This window comes from Moorena sp. SIO1G6 (assembly GCF_010672795.1).
GTDB classification, from domain to species: Bacteria; Cyanobacteriota; Cyanobacteriia; order Cyanobacteriales; family Coleofasciculaceae; genus Moorena; species Moorena producens.
This window is the reverse complement of record NZ_JAAHFZ010000145.1, coordinates 1-2,415: the sequence shown is the minus strand read 5'-3', so window position 1 is coordinate 2,415 and position 2,415 is coordinate 1. Positions and strand designations below refer to the sequence as shown.

1 protein-coding gene is annotated in these 2,415 nt (G+C 43.2%); it reads right to left on the bottom strand.

What is annotated here, in order from left to right; genetic code table 11:
- Nucleotides 1-109: 109 nt before the first annotated feature.
- Nucleotides 110-1,831 (bottom strand): group II intron reverse transcriptase/maturase, encoded by a 1,722-nt coding sequence (ltrA, locus tag F6K63_RS36580; protein ID WP_353813178.1) that lies wholly within the window; start codon nt 1,829-1,831, stop codon nt 110-112.
- Nucleotides 1,832-2,415 lie beyond the last annotated feature (584 nt).

The following is a 2,415-nucleotide window of genomic DNA, read 5'->3' as shown; positions in this document are numbered from 1 at the left end:
GATTAAACTAAGCCGGTGAGTCGCCTCACCGACTCGTCTTCAAAACCGGACGTGAAAGTTTCCCTTCATCCGGCTCCTCATCATAGGAACCATTGTCATTGGTACCTCATTAAATCGGATTGTTATCTAACTCTGAGGAGTTGATTTTCTTTCCGTGTTTTTCATCGTGGCAATGTAGGTGTAACAATTCCAGATTCTTGTCTAGATTGCTTCCACCGAGTGCGCGTGGTATTATGTGATGCTTTTCAATTAAATCTCCATCCCTGAATGTGAGTCCACAATGGGTACATTTTCCTTTTTGTCGTTTCAAAAGTCTTCCCTTTTGGCTAGACATTTCGGGATGTTTTCCCATTCGGTTACTCCAATATATTAGGTCACCGTCGAATGGACTTCGGATTCCTTTGACTTTGGTGTGCCTGACTATTTCAGTCTTGGCATGTTTTTGGAGGTAATTCTCCTCGTCGGTCATGAATATCCAGTTGTCCGTTATCGGGGCTTCCCAAGGTTTCTTTGGTTTTTCTACCTTTGTACCCCAATATTTCTTATTCACCCAGGATTTGGATTTTTTGGGATGTCTCCTGTATCCCCATCTTTGAAGTTTGTTCCAGAGTAGGTAGTCTAGCTTCTTGTAAGTTTCCTTACTACATACTGACCTATTGTAGTTACACCATCCTCTTATAATGGGTTTGAGATGCCCGATTAAGGCTTCTTGTGGAGCGGCTTTATGGTTGTCTATTACCTTAGAAAGTCGCTCATAGTACTCCAGTACATTCTTTTCAGATGGTTTGATGATGGTTTTGAAACCTTGCTTCGATTGATACTTCCCGACTTTGTATTGTCGGATGTTGAATCCCAAAAAAATGAATCCTTCGTATGTGTGTACCAATCTAGTCTTGCTTGGTTTCAGCTCCAAGCCTAGGTTTTTTAGCCATTCAATGATGATTCTAAGACATTCTTCTACCACTTCCTGGTTTTCGTGCATGATGACAAAATCATCTGCATATCTTATAAGATTCATGCCTTGTCTTTTTTGACTTTTTCCCCTCCCTTTTATTTTTATTGTCTCGGCATACTTCTTAATGTGTTCTTCCATTCCGTGGAGGGCTATGTTAGCCAAAAGTGGAGATATGATACCACCTTGGGGAGTGCCTTCTTTTGTAGGAGAGAATGTACCATTTTCCATCACACCTGCTTTTAACCAATTTTTGATTAATCGTCTCATGGATGGAAAAGTGTTCAGTTTTGTTAGAAGAGCATCATGGTTGATTTTATCAAAGCACTTTGCGATATCGGCGTCAAGAACCCATTTTGGTTTATGATTAATACCTGTGAATATTGCTTCGATGGCGTCATGACATGACCGTCCTGGTCTGAATCCATAAGAGTTTGGTTCAAATCTCGCTTCCCATTCCGGTTCAAGGGCTTGTTTGGCGAGGGCTTGGAGGGCGCGGTCGTATATGGTTGGTATCCCGAGAGGCCGTTTTTCCTTCCGTCCGGGTTTTGGAATCCAAACCCTTCTGGTTGCCTGAGGCTTCTGATAAATTTTCAGGCTGGCTACTAAGGCGAGTCTCTGCTTATTAGTTAAAGCTTTTTGACCGTCTATTCCGGCAGTCTTTTTGCCCTTATTTTGTTGGGTTACCTTTCTGACCGCAAGCATCTTTGCCGCCCAGGACTTCATCAGAGTCTTTTGTAGCTTTCTTACCACGCTCACGTCACCCCGTTGAGAGGCTTGGTAAATCCGTTTTTGTAACTTAAAAACAATCCGTTCTAGCGGACGCCAGTTGACTGTTCTCCATTCCGACTGTGGAGCGAACCCCCGAGTTTTAGACATATTCATTACTACTCATAGCTTTACCTTTTCCTACAACGTGAGTCCGTCAGCGTATCCTGGGCATTACCCCAGGCGTTGGCTTCTGACTCAATCTTTCTCACATAGGCCATGGGGCTAACTACCTACTCAGAAACCGACCGTTCTGAGAGAACCTATGGAGTTACTTCGTTCCTGATAACCATTCTTTGAACTTTTAGGGTGATACTCTCCACCGGGAATATAGGGAAATCATTACAAGAGGGCAGAACCTTATAATCCTGTGTATTCCTTGGACTTTTGTCTGTAGCGTTTCTAGCCTTATTGCGCTACTTCTGCATAACGATGGTTTAGTCGTATCTTCCTTGTGTACCCATGAGTTCAATTGCCTGTTACTAACTCCGCTTTAGGCTAGTAGAGCTTCACTGTTCGACCCCGCTTTACCCCCAGGCTTGTTAATTCCTGAAAGTAGGGGTAGGGCTGTCACTCGGATTTCACGAGGGATGGATTTTCACCATCATGGTTATCAAGTTGTCATGGTTCTATAACCAAGCAGCTAATCCCCCAAATCCTTTATAGAATATGGTTTCTAGCTAACGAATCACACC

Bases quoted from the DNA above. Each gene is read 5' to 3' on its own strand.
- ltrA (WP_353813178.1), bottom strand. From the start codon at position 1,831: ATGTCTAAAACTCGGGGGTTCGCTCCACAGTCGGAATGGAGAACAGTC.